This is a genomic window from Leifsonia sp. CL147 (assembly GCF_900114565.1).
Lineage (GTDB): Bacteria > Actinomycetota > Actinomycetes > Actinomycetales > Microbacteriaceae > Leifsonia.
On sequence record NZ_FOTM01000002.1, the window covers coordinates 219,471 to 240,492 of the forward strand.

Annotated in this window: 19 protein-coding genes; 11 read left to right on the plus strand and 8 right to left on the minus strand. The window is 68.8% G+C overall.

Features of this window, described 5'->3' with window-relative positions; all coding sequences use genetic code 11:
* Positions 1 to 154: 154 nt before the first annotated feature.
* Positions 155 to 1,099 carry an EamA family transporter RarD gene (rarD, locus tag BM287_RS03410; protein WP_244527851.1) on the plus strand — a complete coding sequence of 315 codons (945 nt, stop codon included), beginning with the start codon at positions 155 to 157 and terminating at the stop codon, positions 1,097 to 1,099.
* 81 nt (positions 1,100 to 1,180) lie between these two features.
* On the plus strand, positions 1,181 to 2,683 hold the full coding sequence (gene guaB, locus BM287_RS03415) for an IMP dehydrogenase (RefSeq protein WP_090035970.1): 1,503 nt from the start codon (positions 1,181 to 1,183) through the stop codon (positions 2,681 to 2,683).
* Positions 2,684 to 2,749: 66 nt separating this feature from the next.
* Here guaB and BM287_RS03420 read toward each other — a convergent pair whose 3' ends face one another.
* The 6 genes from BM287_RS03420 to BM287_RS03445 all read right to left on the minus strand — a co-directional run bounded on the left by BM287_RS03420 (position 2,750) and on the right by BM287_RS03445 (position 7,714).
* On the minus strand, positions 2,750 to 3,907 hold the full coding sequence (locus BM287_RS03420) for a MalY/PatB family protein (RefSeq protein WP_090035972.1): 1,158 nt from the start codon (positions 3,905 to 3,907) through the stop codon (positions 2,750 to 2,752).
* Positions 3,908 to 3,990: 83 nt separating this feature from the next.
* Entirely contained in the window at positions 3,991 to 5,067 is a 1,077-nt protein-coding gene (locus BM287_RS17755; protein ID WP_090035974.1) for a hypothetical protein, read from the minus strand.
* Positions 5,067 to 5,699, minus strand: a complete 633-nt coding sequence (locus BM287_RS03430; protein ID WP_244527852.1) for an ATP-binding cassette domain-containing protein — start codon at positions 5,697 to 5,699, stop codon at positions 5,067 to 5,069. Before BM287_RS03430 ends, BM287_RS17755 begins: the two co-directional genes overlap by 1 nt.
* Positions 5,700 to 5,710: 11 nt before the next feature.
* Entirely contained in the window at positions 5,711 to 6,757 is a 1,047-nt protein-coding gene (locus BM287_RS03435) for a peptidoglycan-binding domain-containing protein (protein ID WP_170857415.1), read from the minus strand.
* Between the two features lie 26 nt (positions 6,758 to 6,783).
* Positions 6,784 to 7,416 (minus strand): hypothetical protein, encoded by a 633-nt coding sequence (locus BM287_RS17460; protein ID WP_139230611.1) that lies wholly within the window; start codon positions 7,414 to 7,416, stop codon positions 6,784 to 6,786.
* 13 nt (positions 7,417 to 7,429) lie between these two features.
* The gene (locus BM287_RS03445; protein ID WP_139230612.1) at positions 7,430 to 7,714 is read right to left on the minus strand and encodes a hypothetical protein; all 285 of its coding nucleotides are present in this window, start codon (positions 7,712 to 7,714) and stop codon (positions 7,430 to 7,432) included.
* A gap of 173 nt (positions 7,715 to 7,887) precedes the next feature.
* Here BM287_RS03445 and BM287_RS03450 point away from each other — a divergent pair, with 173 nt between their 5' ends.
* From BM287_RS03450 to guaA, 7 genes are all read left to right on the plus strand, one after another.
* Positions 7,888 to 9,006, plus strand: coding sequence for a GuaB3 family IMP dehydrogenase-related protein (locus BM287_RS03450; RefSeq protein ID WP_090035984.1), 1,119 nt, complete (start codon positions 7,888 to 7,890; stop codon positions 9,004 to 9,006).
* 55 nt (positions 9,007 to 9,061) lie between these two features.
* Entirely contained in the window at positions 9,062 to 10,855 is a 1,794-nt protein-coding gene (locus BM287_RS03455) for a glycerol-3-phosphate dehydrogenase/oxidase (RefSeq protein WP_244527853.1), read from the plus strand.
* Positions 10,856 to 10,984: 129 nt separating this feature from the next.
* Positions 10,985 to 11,518 (plus strand): cation:proton antiporter regulatory subunit, encoded by a 534-nt coding sequence (locus tag BM287_RS03460; protein WP_244527854.1) that lies wholly within the window; start codon positions 10,985 to 10,987, stop codon positions 11,516 to 11,518.
* Between the two features lie 6 nt (positions 11,519 to 11,524).
* On the plus strand, positions 11,525 to 12,838 hold the full coding sequence (locus BM287_RS03465) for a cation:proton antiporter (RefSeq protein ID WP_090035988.1): 1,314 nt from the start codon (positions 11,525 to 11,527) through the stop codon (positions 12,836 to 12,838).
* 56 nt (positions 12,839 to 12,894) lie between these two features.
* A complete protein-coding gene (locus BM287_RS03470; protein ID WP_090035991.1) occupies positions 12,895 to 13,704 on the plus strand; it encodes an SURF1 family cytochrome oxidase biogenesis protein in 810 nt (269 codons plus the stop codon).
* Positions 13,705 to 13,708: 4 nt separating this feature from the next.
* Positions 13,709 to 14,158, plus strand: coding sequence for a DUF3817 domain-containing protein (locus BM287_RS03475; protein ID WP_090035993.1), 450 nt, complete (start codon positions 13,709 to 13,711; stop codon positions 14,156 to 14,158).
* Positions 14,159 to 14,168: 10 nt separating this feature from the next.
* On the plus strand, positions 14,169 to 15,791 hold the full coding sequence (gene guaA, locus BM287_RS03480; protein ID WP_244527855.1) for a glutamine-hydrolyzing GMP synthase: 1,623 nt from the start codon (positions 14,169 to 14,171) through the stop codon (positions 15,789 to 15,791).
* A gap of 110 nt (positions 15,792 to 15,901) precedes the next feature.
* Here the strand turns inward: guaA and BM287_RS03485 are convergent, their stop codons facing one another.
* Positions 15,902 to 16,693: a Bax inhibitor-1/YccA family protein gene (locus tag BM287_RS03485; RefSeq protein WP_090035995.1), complete on the minus strand. Its 792-nt coding sequence runs from the start codon at positions 16,691 to 16,693 to the stop codon at positions 15,902 to 15,904.
* Between the two features lie 35 nt (positions 16,694 to 16,728).
* Positions 16,729 to 17,280, minus strand: a complete 552-nt coding sequence (locus BM287_RS03490; protein ID WP_090035997.1) for a hypothetical protein — start codon at positions 17,278 to 17,280, stop codon at positions 16,729 to 16,731.
* A 63-nt stretch (positions 17,281 to 17,343) separates the two neighbouring features.
* On the opposite strand from BM287_RS03490, the gene BM287_RS03495 reads away from it, so the two are divergent.
* Positions 17,344 to 18,411 (plus strand): glycerophosphodiester phosphodiesterase family protein, encoded by a 1,068-nt coding sequence (locus tag BM287_RS03495; protein WP_090035999.1) that lies wholly within the window; start codon positions 17,344 to 17,346, stop codon positions 18,409 to 18,411.
* Positions 18,412 to 18,482: 71 nt separating this feature from the next.
* Positions 18,483 to 21,008: an ATP-dependent helicase gene (locus tag BM287_RS03500; RefSeq protein WP_090036000.1), complete on the plus strand. Its 2,526-nt coding sequence runs from the start codon at positions 18,483 to 18,485 to the stop codon at positions 21,006 to 21,008.
* Positions 21,009 to 21,022 lie beyond the last annotated feature (14 nt).

Sequence of the window (21,022 nt, forward strand, 5' to 3'; positions counted from 1 at the left end):
CGTGGGGGCGACATTCGTGACGAATGTGCCGGTGGAGGGTCGTGGGGGCGACATTCGTGACGAACGTGCCGGTGAGAGGGGGCCGCGGGGGCGAGATTCGTGACGAATGTGGTGCCCGGCGCGAGTGTCGGAGGCCGGAGGTAGAGTCAGGCAAGTGACAGCACCACAGCACGACCTCACCGCGCACCGCACCTCGGGGCTGATCTACGCGATCTCCGCGTACCTGCTCTGGGGCATCCTCCCCATCTACTTCCTGGCCCTGGTGCCGTCGGGGGCCTGGGAGATCGTGGCCTGGCGGGTGGTCTTCTCGCTCGGCTTCTGCGTGATCGCCTTGACCGTCATGCGCGCCTGGCGCATCTTCGGCCGGTTGCTGACCGACAGGCGCGTGCTGCTCACGATGGGCCTCGCCGGCGCCTTGATCTACGTCAACTGGCAGACCTACGTCATCGCGACCGTGAGCGGGCACGTCGTCGAGGCCGCGCTCGGCTACTTCATCAACCCCATCGTGACCGTCTTCCTCGGCGTCATCGTGCAGCGCGAGCGCCTCCGGGTCGCCCAGTGGGTGGCGGTCGGCGTCAGCGTGATCGCCGTGGTGGTCCTTGCGATCGGCTACGGTTCGCTGCCGTGGATCGCGCTCATCCTCGCCTTCTCCTTCGGCCTGTACGGCCTGATCAAGAAGCGGGTCGGCGGCCGGGTGGATGCTCTCTCCGGCTTGACTCTGGAAACGATGTGGCTCACGCCCGTGGCCGTCATCCAGCTGATCGTGGTCGGCGTCACGGCGGGACTCACGCTCGGCACGGTGAGCGTCTGGCACACCGTCCTGCTGGCGGGCGCCGGTGTCATCACGGCCGTTCCCCTCCTCTTCTTCGCCGCCGCCTCCCGCCGGCTGCCGCTGGTCTACATGGGGTTCATCCAGTACTTCGCCCCGTTCATCCAGTTCATCGTGGGCGTCGCCATCCTCCACGAAGCGATGCCGCCGGAGCGCTGGCTCGGGTTCGCGATCGTGTGGGTGGCGCTGCTCATCCTCAGCGTCGACCTGATCGTCGCGGCACGTCAGGGCAGGCGCGCGCCGGAGCTCGATCTCGCCGGCGTCGACTAGAGCCGGATCAGGCGGAATACCCGCCCAGGTTCTGCCGTTACCATTGAGCATCCACAGTGGCGCAACCTTGATAGGGGTGAGATGGATCAGGCGGATCCGTTCGGTTTCATCGGTTTGACCTACGACGACGTGATGCTCCTTCCCGGGCACACGGACGTCATCCCGAGCGAGGCTGACACCTCTACTCGCCTGACCAAGCGCATCTCGATGGCGACACCGCTGCTCTCGAGCGCGATGGACACCGTCACCGAGTCGCGCATGGCCGTCGCCATGGCGCGCCAGGGCGGCATCGGCATCATCCACCGCAACCTCTCGATCGAGGACCAGGCGGCGCACGTCGACAAGGTGAAGCGGTCCGAGTCGGGCATGATCACCAACCCGGTGACCACGACGCCCGATGCGACCGTCGAAGAGGTGGATGCGCTGTGCGGCCAGTTCCGCGTCAGCGGCCTGCCCGTGGTCGAGGCCGATGGCACCCTCGTCGGCATCATCACCAACCGCGACATGCGCTTCGTCTCGCCGTTCGAGCGCTCGACGACCGCCGTCCGCGACGTCATGACGCGACAGCCGCTCATCACAGCGCCGGTGGGCATCGATCCCGACTCGGCGGTCGCCATCTTCGCCGAGCACAAGATCGAGAAGCTGCCCCTCGTGGATGCGGACGGCAAGCTCCGCGGCCTCATCACGGTCAAAGACTTCGACAAGAGCGAGAAGTATCCCGACGCCACGAAGGACGAGGAGGGCCGGCTGCGCGTCGGCGCCGCGATCGGCTTCTTCGGCGACGCCTGGGACCGCGCGATGACCCTGGTGGATGCGGGCGTCGACCTCCTCGTCGTCGACACGGCCAATGGCGACAGCGCCGGCGTGCTCGACATCATCCGTCGCCTCAAGGCCGAGCCCCGCGCCTCGCACATCGACGTGATCGGCGGCAACGTGGCCACGCGTTCCGGTGCGCAGGCGCTGATCGATGCGGGAGCGGACGCGATCAAGGTGGGCGTCGGCCCCGGTTCGATCTGCACCACGCGCGTCGTCGCCGGTGTCGGCGTACCCCAGGTCACCGCGGTCTACGAGGCGTCCCTGGCGGCCCGCGAGGCGAACGTCCCGCTCATCGCCGACGGCGGCCTCCAGTACTCCGGCGACATCGCCAAGGCCCTGGTCGCGGGGGCGGACAGTGTCATGCTCGGCTCCCTGCTCGCCGGAACCGCCGAGTCCCCGGGCGACCTGGTCTTCGTCAACGGCAAGCAGTTCAAGAAGTACCGCGGGATGGGCTCGCTCGGCGCGCTGCAGACCCGCGGCAAGAAGACGTCCTACTCGCGCGACCGCTACTTCCAGGCGGATGTGCCGAGCGACGAGCAGCTGATCGCCGAGGGCATCGAGGGTCAGGTGCCGTTCCGCGGCCCGCTCTCCGCCGTCGCGTACCAGCTCGTCGGCGGCCTGCGTCAGTCCATGTTCTACGTGGGCGCGCGCACCATCCCGGAGCTGAAGTCGCGCGGCAAGTTCGTCCGCATCACCGCGGCCGGCCTCAAGGAGTCGCACCCGCACGACGTGCAGATGGTGGTCGAGGCCCCGAACTACCGCCGCTGAGCGGGCGAGGAGCAGACCTCGGCGGGAGGGCGCGGCGACGATCGCCGCGCCCTCCCGCCGTTTCCGTCAGCGGCCGGCGAGGGCTGCAATGCGGTCGATCGCCTCGGTGAGGACTTCCGGCGAGCAGGCGAGGTTGAGGCGGACGAAGCCCGCGCCTTGCGCGCCGAAGTCCTCACCGGCGACGAGCGCGACCCGTGCCTCCTCGAGGATGCGCTTCGCCGGGCGATCGCCCCAGCCGAGCTCGCGCAGGTCGAGCCACGCCAGGTAGCTGGCGTGCGGCTCGCGGTAGCGGACGTGCGGGAGCCGATCGGTCAGGAGCACAGAGAGCAGCATCCGGTTCGCCTCGATCGCATGGAGCGCCCCGTCCAGCCACTCCTGGCCGGAGCGGTACGCGGCTTCGTTCGCGATGCGCCCGAACAGACTGGTGCGCACCTCCACCTCGACGGGCAGGGCATGGATGCGCTCCGCCTGCTCCGCGGAAGCCGTCACGAAGAGTGCGCACTTCAGGCCGGCGAGGTTCCAGGCCTTGCTGGCGGAGTGGGCGGCGATGCCGATGCGCCGCGCCTCCTCCGAGACGGACAGGAACGGGGTGAAGGTCGCATCCGAGTGCGTGAGCGGCGCGTGCACCTCGTCGCTGACGACGGACACGCCGTGGTGCGCGGCCAGCGCCGCCACGGCCTCCAACTCGGCGCGGGGATGCACGAGACCGAGCGGGTTGTGCGGATTGCAGAGCAGGAACGCCTTCGCACCGCCGGCGAACGCGCGCTCCAGGCCGGCGAGGTCGAGAGCCCAGCCCGCGCCGTCCGCGCCGCCCTCGAGCAGCGGGACCTCCTCGACGACGCCGCCGGCCTCCGGGATGAGCTCGAAGAACGGCGGGTAGACGGGAGGCGTGATGACGACCCGGTCGCCCGGCTCGATCAGGGACCGCAGCGCCTCGACGATGACGACGCTGACGTCGGTGGTCGTCCGGGTCCGCGCCGGGTCGACCGTCCAGTCCCAGCGGGTCTGCGCGTAATCGGCGAACGCGCGCTTCACGCGGTCGTCCGGCCCGATGTAGCCGGTGTCGCTGCGATCGATGGCGGCGTGCAGCGCCTGGGCGATCGGAGCCGCGAGCGGATAGTCCATCTCGGCGACGAAGAGCGGCAGGACATCGTCGGGATACTCGCCCCACTTCTCGCTGGTGCGCTGGCGGAGGCGGCTGAGAGGTTCGGCTTCGACGGTCACCCCACCACCTTCCCACGGGTTGCCGGCGCGGGCGAAGGCTTCCGGCCGGCGGGCCTGTGGGCGGGCCGCCGGGCGTGCGGCGTTCAGCGGGAGAGGAAGTAGCTGTACAGCATGCGTCGCCGCAGGGCGAGGACGCTGACGAGCGCGCCGACCATGGTGGCGACGGTGGCGCATCCCATCAGGCGAAGAGCGCCCAGGAAGAGCGACAGCGCCGTCGGGACCTCCTCGGAGGCTGCGACCACCCAGAACGCTGCGCCTGTGAGCGCCACTGCGGCACTCAGCCACGCTGTCGTCTCGATGACGATCTGCGTAGCGAGAGCCGGCTTGCCGACTCCAGCGTGCAGGGCGCCGATCAGCTCGAGCCGCCTGATGCGGACCGTGAGCGCGCCCATCGCCAGGCCGAGGACGACCTCGGCGCTGAGGATCCACTCGCGCAAGAGAGCGCCTCCCGAGCGGTCGAAGGCGATACCGCGTGTTGTGTTGAGAGCTCCGATGGTGGCCTGCGTGCGGTCGTCTCCGGTCGGCGTGTCGGCGACCGCGGAGAGCAGGGCTTGGACCTGCGGATTCTGTGGCCAGACAGTGATCCAGCACTCGTCGAAGGCTCCCGTCACTGGAACCTCGCTCACCATCGCGTAGGCGAGGGCCCTGTCCCTGCCGTCGTCGGGATATGGGAACACGCCCGCGACCGTGGCATCGTCAGCGCCCAGCGGGAGGATTGCTCCTTCGCGTGTCCCGAGGTCGGCGGCGAGCGGGCCCGAGACCCAGGCGCCCATGGGCTGCGGGGTACTCACTCCGAGCACTGCGGCCAGCCCGGTGGTTGCAGCGAAAGCGGATGCCGGAGCCTCGGGCAGTGTGGAGATCACGGCGTCCGGCAGCCGGCGCAGAGCGCCCGCCGCCTGCACTCCCGGAACCTGCGCAAGGAGCGCGCAGCGCTCGCCGTCCACCATTCCGCCTGCTTTGAGCACGAGCGTGCTGGCGCCGGACGCCTGGAAAGCGACCGCTTCGTGCACCGCTGTCTGGGTCAACGACATCCCGGCGAAGGCGAGGCCACCGGCGGTCAGAATGAAGGCTGTCGCGAGTGTCGTAGCCCGGGTCACTCCGGAGCGGAGGTTCAGCCACGCCTCGCGGATCAGACCCGCCAGGGGGAGACCGCGACGCATCAGGCGATCACCACAGCGGGAACATTCGATCGGATGGCCTCGAACTGACCGGGAGCGAACCGGCCGAGGTCGAGTGTGCGCGAACACGCGGCGACGGTATGGGCATCGTGGGAGGCGACCACGACGATACAGCGATCGTCGGCGACATTCCGGAGGACCCGATTCACGCTGGACGCCGCCAGCAGGTCGAGCTGCGCCGTCGGCTCATCGACCAGGAGAAGATCGGGGCGGACCGCGATCGCCCGAGCGAGCATGAGCCGCTGAGCCTGTCCACCCGAGAGGTGCCGGTAGGGCGAATCGGCGACCTCTCCGAGCTCGAACATGACCAGGATCTCCGCTGCGCGTCTCCGAGCGGCCGCGAGCGAGTGACCATTCGCGAGAAGCGGCAGGATGACGTGGTCGAGGGCCGACCGGCGGGCGACTCCGAGTGGATTCTGGAATACCCAGGACACGGTGGCGATGCCGTCGCGTTCGATCTGCCCTGTCGTGGGGAGGCGCCACCCGGCGATGAGGGAGAGCAGCGTGGACTTGCCCGCACCGGAGGGGCCCGTGAGGGCCACCATTTCGCCGGGCCGGAAATCCAAGTCCAGGTTCTCGAACAGGACGTTTCCCGAGCCGAACCGATAGCTCACCCCTGTCGCTCTCAGCCGCACTGCCGCCCCGAAGAGCGGTGGGCGGATTCTCCGTCGAGCTCGACGACGGAGACCGATGCTCCATTCGTCACCCGGACATAGGCCTTGCCGAGGCTCGAGGAAAGGATTCTGACCGGGATCGGGTTTCCGCGAGACATCAGGCAGGCATTCGGATCACGCACCGCGAACAGCGAGCTCGGCGGCACGACGGTTGCCTCGATAGGGTCCTGGAGACGGACAGGCAGAATGACTCCCGCCTTCCTGTCCGAGGCCGCCCAGGCGGAATACTCCGGGCTGGCTTGCAGTGCAGACAAGAACTCCGGGGAGGCGACGCTCCCCGTGGGATCGATGACCCCGGCGACGTCGCCGATGGTGGCCACCCGGGGTCCGAGATCCGCGGAGGCTGATACCGTGTCCGGGAGCGTGACGCGTTCGATGCGGCCGACAGTGGTGGCGAAGCCGCTGCCGCCCGCGACGATATCGCCGAGCCGGAGAGGGCAGCTCTCCGGTACGGCCTGTTCGGCGGGAAGCCAGACGACGTCGGCCTGTGCCAGCCCTCGCGGAGGGTCTGCGCGGCCGGCCTGCGTCCACAGACCAGCGACCGCGGCGTCTGTTGCGGCGTCGAACCGGCCGGTGGGCTCGGGAAGGCTGCCCAGACGTTTCAGCTCCGCTTGCAGCGCCGTCACATCGTCGCCTCGCATTCCCACGCTGAGGTCGCGCCAGAGCGGAAGCGAGGTCGCCAGAAAGAGGACCGGGGTGTTGTCCAGGCTGAGCGCAGAGGCTCCGGAGGCGATCGGGACCCCGGCCTGACAGGTTGCGCTCGTCACCCTCCCGGTGCGCAGCAGCGACAGTTCCGGTCCCGGGGAAAGGTGGGGGGTCAGCTCGACCTGGCGCTCGTCGTCGAAACTCTGGGTGGCCACAGGGACGGCGGTGACCGGTGAACTCGACGCGAGCACAGCGGGTTCCGGCGGGGAGGGTACGAGCACCCCCACGGCGAAGCCGAGAACGAGCACGATCGCGAAGAGCACGACCGCTGCGGATCCAAACGGCAGTCGCATCCGCAGCCATCGAACGTTCCACAGTTTCATTTTTGGACCTGGGGGTTCAGGTTGCACCGATCGACCCGGTGGTCGTTCCGGTTGAAGGAATACACGCCGGTCTTCGACTCCTGATCGAATCGCTCCGGCGTGTAGTCGTTTCCGACAACTCCGAGCCGTCGATAGCAATCGACCATAAGCGTGGCATAGTCCTTGTTCGTCGGATTCTGGATGACCTCCGCGTACAGCGCCTCGATGTAGTCGGTGGTTTCAACACCGCATTCGCCGACAACCGTCCCCGCGGAGTCTTGTGTGTATCCGATGCGTGCCTTTACCGAGTAGCTCCCGGGATTGCCGTAGCTCACAGTTGCGGTGAACCCGCGGCCTGTCATGCAACTCACCCATCGTCTCTGTGCTTCGGACAGTTCCGCCTTGTCGACGACACCATCAGCGAGAACCTCCCTCTGGAAGTCACTCGTCGAGTTCTTGTACGCCTCGGCGAATTCGTTGGCAAAGGGTCCGGAGAATTTCGGAAGGGGACCGGCGTAGGCGGTTGTTCCCGCGGTCGGCGTCTCGTCGTGCTGTGGGTTGGCGGCCTGAGCGCAGCCCGCCAACCCACATGCTGCCAAAAGCACGCCGACACAGAGCCGCAGGGGGGCGGTTTTCCGTATCGTCGTCATTCCTTCCGCGCAATCAGATTGCGTAATTCACGCGCTGATTGGCCGGCTTGGAGTAGCACGCGCTCATCGTCGTCCAATAGCCACGTCCAGCCTTGTTGCCGTAGATCCAATTCCCGTTCGAGGTCAGGGCGCCCTGGATCCATGAACAGCTGTTGTTGTACGCCTGCACGTAGCTGGTGGCGGTCACGTTCGAGAACGCGCAGGACGCAGCCTGGGCGGCGGGCGCGGTGGCCACGCCTCCAATGATCCACCCGGCGGCGACGCCAATCATGCCAAGGGTTGCGGTCAGTTTTCGCATGTTCACTCCTTCGCGTGGACTGCCGAGGTCCCGACAGTGGTGAACAACCTATTCCACCTTAGGTATATTAAGCAACAGTTGAAATACATGTATTAGCGCAAGTAGCCACCACGAGCTGAGCCGGGCGCACCTGTGGCCCGCCACGCGCGCGGCCTAGACTGAACCGCGTGAGTATGGAGATCGAGATCGGCCGCGCCAAGCGCGCCCGCCGTGTGTACGCCTTCGACGACGTCGCCGTGGTTCCGAGCCGGCGCACCCGCGACCCGGAGGACGTCTCGGTCTCGTGGACGATCGACGCGTACCAGTTCGCGATCCCCTTCCTCGCCGCTCCCATGGACTCGGTCGTCTCGCCGACCACCGCGATCATGATGGGCCAGCTCGGCGGCCTCGGCGTCCTCGACCTCGAGGGCCTCTGGACACGGTACGAGGACCCGGAGCCGCTGCTCGCGGAGATCCGGGAGCTTCCGGCCGAGCGCGCGACCAACCGCATGCAGGAGATCTACTCCGAGCCCATCAAGCCGGAGCTCGTCACCCGTCGTCTCGCGGAGATCCGCGAGGGCGGCGTCACGGTGGCCGGGGCGCTGTCGCCGCAGCGCACCCAGGAACTGTACGAGACCGTGGTGGAGGCGGGCGTCGACCTGTTCGTCATCCGCGGCACCACGGTGTCCGCCGAGCACGTCTCGAAGAACGTCGAGCCGCTCAACCTCAAGAAGTTCATCTACGAGCTGGATGTGCCGGTCATCGTGGGAGGCGCGGCCACCTACACCGCTGCGCTGCACCTGATGCGAACCGGTGCGGCCGGTGTGCTCGTCGGCTTCGGCGGGGGAGCCGCCTCCACCACCCGCTCGACCCTGGGCATCCATGCGCCCATGGCCACCGCGGTCGCGGACGTCGCCGGCGCTCGCCGGGATTATATGGACGAGTCCGGCGGCCGCTACGTGCACGTCATCGCCGACGGCGGCCTCGGGAGCTCGGGCGACATCGTCAAGGCGATCGCCTGCGGCGCGGACGCGGTGATGCTCGGGACGACGCTCGCGCGCGCCACGGACGCACCGGGCGGCGGCTGGCACTGGGGCGCTGAGGCGCACCACGCGCAGCTTCCGCGCGGCAATCGCGTCGCGGTGGGCCAGGTCGCGCCGCTCGAGGAGATCCTGTACGGCCCGGCTCCGGTGGCCGAGGGCTCTGCGAATCTCGTGGGAGCCTTGCGCCGCAGCATGGCCACGACGGGATACTCGGATGTGAAGGAGTTCCAGCGCGTCGAGGTCGTCGTCGCGCCCTACACGACGCGGTAGCACAGGGTGCGGTAGGTGCAGTCCGGCCGACGGCGGCCGGGGAGGGAGAGAACGAATGACAGATTCAGCTCCGGGCGGCAACAGGAACGCCACCCCCGCCTCCCACCCGGCCGTGACGTACCCGTCGCGGCTCGGTCCTGCCGAGCGCGCGGCCGCGATCTCGGCGCTCAAGAACACCGAGCTCGACATCCTGGTCGTGGGCGGCGGCATCGTCGGCGCGGGCTCGGCCGTGGACGCCGCGACGCGCGGCCTGACCACGGGCCTCGTCGAGGCGCGCGACTTCGCCTCCGGAACCTCCAGCCGCTCCTCGAAGCTGGTGCACGGCGGCATCCGCTATCTCGAACAGCTCGACTTCCGGCTCGTCCGGGAGGCCCTCATCGAGCGCGGCCTGCTGCTGCAGCGCATCGCGCCGCACCTGGTGAAGCCGGTGCGCTTCCTGTACCCGCTGCACCAGCGCGTGTGGGAGCGCTTCTACGTGGGCGCCGGGATGATGCTGTACGACATCTTCTCCTACACCGGCGGGCGCCCTCCCGGCGTCCCGCACCACCGGCACCTGAGCAGGCGGCAGGTGCTGAACGCCATCCCGTCGCTGAACAAGAACGCGCTCGTGGGCGGGATCACGTACTACGACGCCCAGGTGGATGACGCCCGCTACGTCGCGAACCTGGTCCGCACTGCGGCGCACTACGGCGCGCACGTGGCTCCCCGCGTGCGGGTCGAAGGCTTCATCAAGGTCGGCGAGCGCGTCGTCGGCGTGCGGGCGCACGACCTGGAGACCGACGAGCGGTTCGACATCCGCGCGAAGCAGGTCGTCAACGCGACAGGCGTGTGGACGGACGACACCCAGGCGATGGTGGGCGAGCGCGGCCAGTTCAAGGTGCGCGCATCCAAGGGCATCCACCTCGTCGTGCCGCGCGACCGGTTCCAGTCGAAGATGGGCCTGCTGCTGCGCACGGAGAAGAGCGTGCTGTTCGTCATCCCGTGGGGCCGCCATTGGCTGATCGGTACGACCGACACCGACTGGCACCTCGACAAAGCGCACCCGGCGGCGACCGCGGTCGACATCGACTACCTGCTCGCGCACGTGAACGAGGTGCTGAACGTCCCGCTGACCCGAGAGGATGTGGAGGGCGTCTACGCCGGACTGCGTCCGCTGCTCGCCGGCGAGTCCGAGCAGACGTCGAAGCTCTCGCGCGAGCACCTGGTCGCCCACTCGGTGCCCGGCCTCGTCGTGATCGCCGGCGGCAAGTGGACGACGTACCGCGTGATGGCGAAGGATGCCGTGGATGCCGCGGTGAGCGCGCTCGACGGGCGCATCCCCGAGTCCACCACGATGGAGATCCCGCTGGTCGGCGCGGAGGGCTACCAGGCGGCGTGGAACCGCCGGTACCGGATCGCGCAGGAGTCGGGGCTGCACGTCGCGCGGATCGAGCACCTGCTGAACCGGTACGGAACGTTCGCCGAGGACATCCTCGCGCTCATCCGCGAGGACCCGTCCCTCGCCGACGCGCTGCCCGGCGCCGACGACTACGTCGGGGCGGAGGTCGTCTATGCGGCCACCCACGAGGGCGCCCTGCACCTGGAGGACGTGCTCGCTCGACGGACGCGCATCTCTATCGAGGCGTGGGACCGCGGCGCGTCCGCGGCCCCGGTCGCAGCCTCCCTGATGGCGCGGGTGCTCGGCTGGGACGCCGGCCGGGAGGACCGCGAGGTGCGCACGTACCTCAAGCGCGTCGAGGCCGAACGCGCCAGCCAGCTGCAGCCCGACGACGAGTCCGCCGACCGCATCCGGCTCGAGGCCCCCGACATCGTCGAGGTGGATGCCGCAGCGGCGAAGTCGCAGTCGTAAGCCCCGCGCGGCCGGAGTTCGGAGGCCGGGCGGCCTTCCGCGGAGAGCGATCTCCCGGAGGGCCGCCGCGCGCCTCCGGGTAGACTGGAACCGCACCCCAAGGCCGGCGGACCCGGCGGATGGAGACGGATGATGGTAGACGTTCGACGGGTCAAACTGCCCGGGGTCGGGGTGCTGCACACGTTCGTGACCGACGACGGCGGCAAGGTCGGCGTCATCGCGCACCGCTCCGGTCACAGCGACCTGATCACCTTCTCGGACCACGAGGACGGGGCCGACGTCACCAAGGTCTCCCTGCGGCTCAACGAGGACGAGGCGCACACCCTCGCCGAGCTGCTCGGCGGCACGCAGATCACCGAGGCGCTGACGGCGCTCGATCAGATCCCGGGCCTCAGCATCGACTGGTTCACCGTCGACTACGACGACTACATCGCCGGGCAGCAGCTCGGCGCCCCCGGCGACCGCGGCTTCGTCGGGCTCACGGTCGTCGCGGTGGTGCGCGGCGACTCCGCGAACCCGGCGCCCGCTCCCGACTTCAAGGTCTTCCCGGGGGACACCCTCGTGGTGGCCGGGACGCCGGAGAAGGTCGCGAAGGCGTTCTCGTTCTTCCGCACGGGCGAGGTCGCCCACCGGGTCACCGCCGACGCGCCGCCCGGAGGCTGATCGACGATGCATCTCGGCGCAGACCTCATCGTTCTCGGGATCCTCCTGCTCGTCGCGTACGTGCTCGGGCGCCTCGGCCGGCTGGTGGGTCTCCCCGCGATTCCGATCTACATGATCGTCGGCCTGCTCGCCAGCCCGCACACCGGCTGGTTCCCCCTCAACTTCGACAGCAGCTACATCGAGCTCATCGCGATCTTCGGGCTCATCCTGCTGCTCTTCACCCTGGGCCTGGAGTTCGATCAGGACGAGTTCTTCGGCAATTTCGGCAAGCTGATCGTCTCCGGCGGCTCGTACATCCTCCTCAACATGGGCGTCGGGCTGGCATTCGGCTTCTGGGTCGGGTGGGGGACCCGGGAAGCGCTGATCATCGCCGGGATGACCGCCACATCCTCGTCCGCGATCGTCACCAAGCTGCTCATCGAGCTGCGGCGGCTCGCGAACAGAGAGACGCCGATGATCCTCGGCGTGACCGTCGTCGAGGACATCTTCATCGCGATCTACCTGGCCATCGTGTCGGTGGTGCTGAGCGGCGAGACCGACTTCTGGCCGGTCGTCGGGAAGCTCACGGTCGCGTTCGTCTTCCTGGTGGTGATGTTCGCCCTCGCCCGGTTCGGCGGCCGGTTCGTCTCGCGGCTCTTCCGCACGAAGGACGACGAGCTGTTCACCATCCTGTTCTTCGGCTTCGCGGTGCTGTTCGCCGGCGTCGGCGAGGTCCTCGGCGTCACCGACGCGATCGGCGCGTTCCTGATCGGGCTGGTCCTGGGCGCGACCAGGTTCCGCAACAAGATCGAGCACATCGCGATCCCGCTGCGCGATCTCTTCGCGGCCTTCTTCTTCCTGAACTTCGGGCTGGCGCTGAACCCCGGCCTGTTCCCGTCGGTCCTCGTCCCCGTCCTGCTCGCGGTGCTGATGACGATCGTGCTCAACATCGCCGCCGGGCAGTTCGTGGCGTGGATCAACGGGATGGGCGTCCAGGGCGGCATCAACACCACCGCGATCCTGCAGAACCGTGGAGAGTTCGCGCTCATCCTCGCGACCCTGTCGCTGTCGGCCGGGCTGGATGCGCGCATCCAGCCGTTCGCCGGTCTCTACGTGCTCATCATGGCCGTCGCCGGCCCCATCCTCGCAGCGAACTCCGAGAGGATCGGTGCGATGATCCTACGGGCCGGCCCGAGGCGCCGGCGCGAACGGAAGAAGAGGCACGCCCCCATGATCGACGAGGAGATCGCGCTCGTGGATGCGGCCACGGCCGACGTCGACCGGATGGTCGAGCAGGCGATGCTGCAGCAGGACGCCGGCGGAGAACGGGAACGGGACTGACCATCGAAACGACCACGGGAGCGTCGACGTCCACCGGCGAGACGACCCTCTTCCAGATGATGCTGCGCCCCCGCTGGATCGGCGCGCTGGTGTTCGCGCTGCTGCTCGCGGCGGGATTCGCCGCCCTGGGGCAGTGGCAGCTGCAGCGTGCGGTCGACTCCGGCAAAGCGGTCGAGGCGCCGACCGAGACGGTGCTCCCGCTCGCGCGCGTGGCGACCCCCGGTGCTCCGCTGCACGACATTGCGGTCGGCCAGCTGGTCGAGTTCACGGGTTCCTTCGTGCCCGGCGACTATCAGCTGCTGCACGGCCGGCTCAACAAGGGCAGAAGCGGCTGGTGGGTGGTCGGCCACGTCAACATCGAGCGCGGCGACGGCAGCCGTGCCGCGCTCGCCGTCGCACGCGGCTGGGCTCCCGACGAGGCGTCGGCGAAGGCCGCTGTCGCGCGGCTGGCCGAGGCGCCGGAGACGCCCCAGCGGGTCGTCGGCCGCATCCTCCCCGACGAGCAGCCGGAAGTCCCGACCGACAAGCTGAAGGACCCGACAGGGATGCGGACGCTCGGCATCGGCCAGCTCTACAACCTGTGGACGGGCGTCGACGGGATGGACGTGTACGCCGGCTACGTCGTCGAGCGCGGCGCCCCGGACGGCCTGGTGCAGATCGACTCTCCGCCGCCGATCGCCCAGACCGAGCTGAACTGGCTCAACGTGTTCTACGCCGCCGAGTGGGCCATCTTCGCCGGATTCGCGGTGTTCCTCTGGTTCCGGTTGGTGAAGGACGCCAAGCAGCGCGAGGACGAGGAGCGGGAGCCGGCGGCGCAGGCTGTGCTCTCCGCCAAGAACGGGGCCACCGCAGGGAACGTAGAATAGCTGCATGCCCCTCGCCCCGAAGCTCGAAGACTTCCCGAAGATCCGCAGGGCGCTCCGGTTCTACCAGGTGTTCGCGTACGTCACCGGCATCATGCTGCTCCTCCTCTGCAGCGAGATGGTCGTGAAGTACGGGCTCGGCTACGAGCTCTACGCGTTCAGCAACTACGGCGTCTTCACGTTCGTGCCGGTCAAGAACGCGGTCGCCCCGACCGGTGTGGATCTGAGCACCGGCATCCTGATCGCTCACGGCTGGCTCTACGTCGTGTACCTGTTCTCGGACTTCCGGCTCTGGACGCTGATGCGCTGGCCGTTCGCGAAGTTCGTCATGATCGCCCTCGGCGGCGTGGTGCCGTTCCTCTCGTTCTTCGTGGAGGCGCGCATCACCAAGCAGGTGCGGTCCTACCTGGCCGGCCGGGAGGCCGAAGCCGCGATCCCCGTGGAGGCGACAAATTAGCGGAGAATCCATGAGTGCAGACCCTGCGTTCACCGATGTCCTGAGCGGGGCCGACTCCGCGAACCCGTCCGGGCCCGTCCTCGTCGTCGATTTCGGCGCGCAATACGCGCAGCTGATCGCCCGCCGGGTGCGGGAAGCGAACGTGTACTCCGAGATCGTGCCGCACACGGTGACGGCTGCCGAGATCGCGGCAAAGCGCCCCTCCGGCATCGTGCTGTCCGGCGGACCCTCATCGGTCTACGAGGAGGGCGCACCGCGGCTCGACGAGGCGATCTTCGACCTCGGCGTGCCGGTGCTCGGCATCTGCTACGGCTTCCAGATCATGGCGACCGCCCTGGGCGGAGAGGTCGCGAAGACGGGGCAGCGGGAGTACGGGTCGACGGCCGTGCGCATCGCCGACGGCGCCCGGTCCGGCAGCCTGCTCGACGGGCAGCCGGAGGAGCAGACCGCCTGGATGAGCCACGGCGACTCCGTCGCCCGGGCGCCCGAGGGCTTCGAGGTCCTGGCGTCGACCGAGGGGACGCCGGTCGCGGCGTTCGCCAACGACGCACGCCGCCTGTACGGCGTGCAGTGGCATCCCGAGGTCAAGCACTCGACGTACGGGCAGGCGGTGCTGGAGAACTTCCTGCACCGCGCAGCCGGCATCCCCGCCGACTGGAACAGCGGCAACGTGATCGCCGACCAGGTGGCCGCCATCCGTGCGCAGGTCGGCTCCGGCCGGGTCATCTGCGCGCTCTCCGGCGGCGTCGACTCCGCCGTCGCCGCTGCGCTCGTCCACGAGGCGGTCGGCGACCAGCTGGTGTGCGTCTTCGTCGACCACGGACTGCTCCGCAAGGACGAGGCGCGCCAGGTCGAAGAGGACTACGTCGCGGCCACCGGGGTGCGCCTCGTGACCGTGAACGCGCAGAAGCAGTTCCTGGATGCGCTCGCCGGCGTCAGCGACCCGGAGACCAAGCGGAAGATCATCGGCCGGGAGTTCATCCGCGTCTTCGAGAAGGCCCAGGCCGACCTGATCGCCGAAGCGGCGAGCGAGGGCGACCCGATTCGGTTCCTCGTCCAGGGAACGCTTTACCCGGACGTGGTCGAGTCCGGCGGCGGTGCCGGAACCGCGAACATCAAGAGCCACCACAACGTGGGCGGGCTGCCGGAGGACCTCCAGTTCGAGCTGGTCGAGCCGCTCCGCACCCTGTTCAAGGACGAGGTGCGAGCGATCGGACGCGAGCTGGGACTTCCCGAGGCGATCGTCGGCCGCCAGCCGTTCCCCGGGCCGGGTCTCGGCATCCGCATCGTCGGAGAGGTCACGCAGGAGCGCCTCGACCTGCTGCGCGACGCGGATGCGATCGTGCGGGCCGAGCTGACGGCCGCGGGCCTCGACGCGGAGATCTGGCAGTGCCCCGTGGTGCTGCTCGCGGACGTCCGCTCGGTCGGCGTCCAGGGCGACGGTCGCACCTACGGGCACCCGATCGTCCTGCGGCCGGTGTCGAGCGAGGATGCGATGACCGCGGACTGGACGCGCCTCCCGTACGAGCTGCTCGCGAAGATCTCGAACCGCATCACCAACGAGGTGGACGGTGTGAACCGGGTCGTGCTCGATGTGACGTCGAAGCCGCCGGGAACGATCGAGTGGGAGTGACACTGCGTAGCAGCCGCTCCTGAAGCGACAGAAGGGCCGCCGTGCGATCGCACGGCGGCCCTTCTGTGTCCGGCGCTCTGTCGCGGGTGGGCGACAGTTGCGGGAGAGCGTCAGTTGCGGGAGAGGGCGAAGATGCGCAGCAGCTCCAGGTAGAGCCAGACGACGGTCACCATGATGCCGAAGGCGCCGGCCCAGCCGTAGGCGCGCGGGGCGCGGTTCTTGACCCCGCGCTGGATGGCGTCGAAGTCGAGCACGAGCGAGTACGCGCACATGATGACGACGAGGACACCGATCACGAGCCCGAGCGGGATGCCGAAGATGTGGAACGATCCCCGGAGACCCCACGGGTCGTTCACGGCTCCGGTGACGATCAGCACCAGGTTGATGATCGAGAACAGGAAGTAGCCGATCATGGCGACGAGGAAGATCTTCGTCGCGCGCGCCGACGCCCGGATCTTGCCGCTCGCGAAGAGCGCCAGCGTCACACCGACGACGACGACCGTGCCGATGACCGCCTGGATGACGACTCCGCCGGCGAAGGCCTCGTAGAACCGGGAGATGCCGCCGATGGCGACACCCTCTGCCGCGGCGTACGCCAAGGTCAGGCCGGCCGACGGCAGCTTCTTGCGGTTGCGGAAGATGTTGACGAAGGCGAGCACGAGACCCGCCACGAGGCCGAGGATCCAGAGACCGGGGACGATCCAGCCGACGGCCGCGCCCACGAGGAGGACGGCGAAGGCGGCGACGGTCTTCCGGATGGTGTCCTCGACCGTCATCCGGTCGGTCTCGACCGCGGTCGCCGAGGGGGCTTCGTACAGCTCCTGCAGCTGCTCGGCGGAGGCCGTGGTGGGCGTGTTGCGGAAGGCGGGGCTCTGAGAGAAAGCCGGGTTGGACGTTGCCATGATTCCTCGCTAGGTCGGACGACGGGAGGTCGTGTTCAGTCCAATCTATTCGTTTCTTTTCTGAGCGTTCTGACAGATTGCCATGAATCCCATCGGACGGCGATCCAGCGGGCGAGCCATGCGGACGCGGCGACTACCACGCTGGTGGTCAGGATGGTGACCCAGCCCTCCTGGTAGTCGTGCACGAAGCCCGGCAGGACGACGCTCCACACCACCGGGAGGGCGAGAGCGGCGAACGCGGGGAGGGGACGCAGCCGCACGAGCAGCCAGGCGGCGAGGGCGATCGCGTAGCACCAGGCGAATCCTGAGCCGCCGAGCATCAGCCAGGTGAAGCCGAGGACCGGAACGGGCACCGCCACACGCCGTCCGATGGTGGAGGGCAGGATCGCCCATCCCGCCGGCTGCATCAGCGAGCCGAGGAGGAGCAGGGGGAGGCTGTACGCGGTCGTTCCGAGGATGCAGGCCGTCCCGACGACGATCAGCGTCAGCCCGACGATCAGCCGGGGGCGATACGCGCCCCAGCGCAGGGTGAGCAGCGACGCCGGCTCGACCCAGCGGGTCTGCGTCGCGGGCGGGTCGGCGGGCACGGGTCGATTCTGGCATCCCCCGGGTGCGGTCGGCGGCAGGAACGCGCGGGCTAGGATCGGCCCATGCGTGCGCGAACGGCCCCGATGGTCATCGGACACCGGGGTGCGCCGGGCTACCGGCCGGAGCACACGCGCGGCTCGTACGAGCTCGCGCTGCAGCTGAGGGCGGACGCCGTGGAGCCGGACATCGTCGCCACGAAGGACGGCGTCCTGGTGCTGCGGCACGAGAACGAGATCTCGGGCACCACCGACGTCGCGGGCCATCCCGAGTTCGCGGATCGGCGAACGACCAAGGAGATCGACGGCGTCGCCCTGACCGGCTGGTTCACGGAGGACTTCACCTGGGACGAGTTGTCGACCCTGCGTGCGCGGGAGCGCATCCCGGCGCTGCGGCAGAACAGCTCGACGTTCGACGGCCACTATCCGCTGCTGCGCCTGCGCGACCTGCTGGAGCTGATCGAACGCGCCGGCGAGGCCCCTGGACGCTCTCCGGGCCTTGTCGCCGAGCTGAAGCACGCGACGTACTTCGAAGCCGCAGGGCTCCCGCTCGACGAGCTGCTCCTCGCGGAGTTCGCGGAGGCGGGCTGGTCGGATCGCCCGGGCGTCGTGGTGGAGAGCTTCGAGCGCACGGTCCTCGGGCAGTTGCACGCCCGCGGCTTCCGCGGCCGCCGCGTCTACCTGCTGGAGGGTGCGGGCGCTCCGGCCGACCGGGTCGCCGCGCTCGGCTCCTCCGCGCCCGGCTACGACAGCGATCTGACGCTGCGCGGCCTCTACGCGCTCGGCTCGGCGGCGGCATCCCCCGGCGACCGCGTGGACGGGATCAGCGTCGAGACCTCTCAGGTGCTCTCCTCCGGCTCGGTCTCGGTAGCGCTCTTCGGCGAGGACGATGCCGCGGAGGTCGGCGCGGTGACCTCCGACCTCGTCGATCTCGCGCACTCGGCGGGCCTCGCGGTGTTCTGCTGGACGCTGCGGCCGGAGAACGGGATGCTGCCCCCCGAGTTCCGGACGGGTGGGCCCGAGGCGGAATGGGGCGATTGGCGCCGCTTCTTCTCGATCCTCCTGCACTCCGGTGTGGACGGGGTCTTCGCCGATCATCCCGACCTCGCCGTCTCGGTCCGCGACGGACTCTGAGGCGTGATCCGCCGCCGCTCGGGCGGCTCCCGGCCGAATGACGGTGGCGGCGACTAAAATCGACTGCAGACATGACGAGCCTCCCTGACGCCCCGCAGACCACCCCCTCCTCCGTTCCGATCATCCTGGACGGATGGCAGGGCGACGGCGTCGACGAACGGGCGGGAGCACGAGATACCGGCGCCTCCGGAGCGGATTCCGGGAAGGCCGGCTCCGGCCATTGGGGCCCGAGCGACCGTCTGTTCGCCGGTCTCAACCCGCAGCAGCGGGTGGCGGCCGAGTACCGGGGCCAGGCGCTCCTGATCGTCGCCGGCGCGGGGTCGGGAAAGACGAGCGTCCTCACCCGGCGCATCGCGGGACTCATCGAGGGTCGTGAAGCGTGGCCCAGCGAGATCCTCGCGATCACGTTCACGAACAAGGCAGCCAACGAGATGCGCGAGCGCGTCGAGCAGCTGGTCGGCGGCAAGGCGCAGGGGATGTGGATCTCGACCTTCCACTCGGCCTGCGTCCGCATCCTCCGCCGTGAGGCGGAGACGATCGGCAAGACGTCGAGCTTCACGATCTACGACTCCGGCGATACCCGGGCGCTGCTGAAGCGCATCATAAAAGCGCTCGATGCGGACACCCTCGGCTTCACGGTCGGCAGTGCCGCGAACCGCATCTCCAAGCTCAAGAACGAGCTGACGGATCTGGAGACCTTCGCCCGCTCGGCGAACCTCAGCGATCCGCAGGAGGTGATGTTCCTCGAGATCTTCCGTCAGTACACGCGCGAGCTGCGCCGCGCGAACGCCTTCGACTTCGACGACCTGATCGCCGAGACCGTCTTCCTGTTCCGTGCCTTCCCGCGCGTCGCCGCTCTCTATCAGAGCCGGTTCCGCCACATCCTGGTCGACGAGTACCAGGACACCAACCATGCCCAGTATTCGCTCATCCGCGAGCTGACGATGCCGGTCGCTCCCGACATCGTCGACGACCTGGAAGCCCACGGACGCAATGTCCGGCCGCTGCGTGACGCCGCCGGCGTCATCCCGAGCGCATCCCTCACCGTCGTCGGTGACTCCGACCAGTCGATCTATGCCTTCCGCGGCGCCGACATCCGGAACATCGTCGAGTTCGAGCGGGACTTCCCGGGCGCGAAGGTGGTGCTGCTGGAACAGAACTACCGGTCGACGCAGAACATCCTGAGTGCGGCGAACGCCGTCATCTCGAACAACTTCGACCGCAAGGACAAGAAGCTGTGGACGGCCGTGGGCGACGGCGACAAGATCGTCGGCTACACCGGGTACTCCGGTCACGACGAGGCGCAGTTCGTCGCGGACGAGATCGAGAAGCTGCACTCGGCCGGGATGGACTACAAGGACATCGCGGTCTTCTACCGCACCAACGCCCAGACGCGAGCGCTGGAGGAGATCTTCATCCGCTCGGCGCTGCCGTACAAGGTCATGGGCGGCACGAAGTTCTACGAGCGGGCCGAGATCAAGGACTCGATGGCCTACCTCATCACGGTCGCGAACCCCGACGACATGCTCGCACTCCGCCGCATCCTGAACACGCCGAAGCGCGGTATCGGTCCGGCGACGGAGACGCAGTTGGCGAGCTACGCGGAGGACAACGGATTGACCTTCCGCGCCGCGATGCGCGACGCCGGATCGCTGGGCCTGGGGCCGAAGGTGACCAACGCGATCCTTCAGCTCTCGAACCTTCTCGATGAGGCGGCGGCGAAGATCGATCCGTCCAACCCTGCTGGAGTCTCGTCCGTGGCCGACGTGCTCACGTTCCTGCTCGACGGCAGCGGATACCTGGAGGCGCTGCGCAACAGCCGCGATCCCCAGGACGAGGCCCGCGCCGAGAACGTCGACGAGCTGGTGGCGGTGACGCGCGAGTTCGGCCGCAACAACCCGGACGGGTCGCTGGTGGACTTCCTCACCGAGGTCTCGCTGGTGGCCGCCGCGGACGAGATCGACGATTCCAGCGGATCCGTGTCGCTCATGACCCTCCACACCGCGAAGGGGCTGGAGTACGACGCGGTATTCCTCACGGGAATCGAGGAGGACCTGCTTCCGCATCGCATGTCGGCGAACGAGCCGGGTGGCCCGGCGGAGGAGCGGCGGCTCTTCTATGTCGGCATCACGCGTGCCAAGAAGCGCTTGTTCCTGTCCCTCGCCATGACCCGTGCCCAGTTCGGCGAGACCGCGGTGGCCATGCCCAGTCGCTACCTGCACGAGATCCCCGCCGACCTGATCGATTGGCGGCAGTCGCCGGGTGCGGCCAATGGCCGGGGAGGGACGCAGTCCCGTGCTCTCAACGCCCGCCGTCCCGGCATCGAGGGCGGCTCCGGCTGGAACGACAGTCTCTCGGCCGCGCCCTTCCGCCAGGAGCGCCCGAAGGCCGAATGGCCGAATCGGGTCACCGGCAAGGTCCGCGACAACGGCGACCTCGAGCTCGCACCCGGCGACCGCATCCGGCACGCCGACTTCGGCGAGGGACGCGTCATGCAGGTCACCGGCCAGGGGGCGAAGCGTGTCGCGCACGTGCAGTTCGAGAAGGCGGGCGCCAAGAAGCTCCTGATCAAGATCGCCCCGATCGACAAGCTCTGACGAGACCCGGCCCC